Origin of the sequence: Bacillus cereus group sp. BfR-BA-01316 (genome assembly GCF_022664195.1) — a bacterium.
GTDB lineage: Bacteria > Bacillota > Bacilli > Bacillales > Bacillaceae_G > Bacillus_A.
In genome coordinates, this window is sequence record NZ_JAKUGX010000135.1 from 1 (window position 1) to 222 (window position 222).

The following is a 222-nucleotide window of genomic DNA, read 5'->3' on the forward strand; positions in this document are numbered from 1 at the left end:
ATATAATACTTTCTTATTTTTTATTTTTTTTAAGAATTAACTAGTTGAAGCACTACCTGCTGGAGCTATTTCCTGTCGTCTCCATGGTTGCCCTTCATACCAGAAAGCACCTTGCACGGAACCATTTGCTCCAATCCACCATACTTCCATGCTGTTCGGGATTCTTGACACCGCCGTAATGCCCCCAGTTGTTGAAGCACTGCCTGCCGGGGCTGTTTCCTG

General features: G+C 45.0%; 1 pseudogene. It reads right to left on the reverse strand.

The annotated features are described in order from the left end of the window. Positions 1–36: 36 nt before the first annotated feature. Positions 37–222 (reverse strand): annotated as a pseudogene (locus MR071_RS25980) (PLL family lectin); the annotation flags it as partial.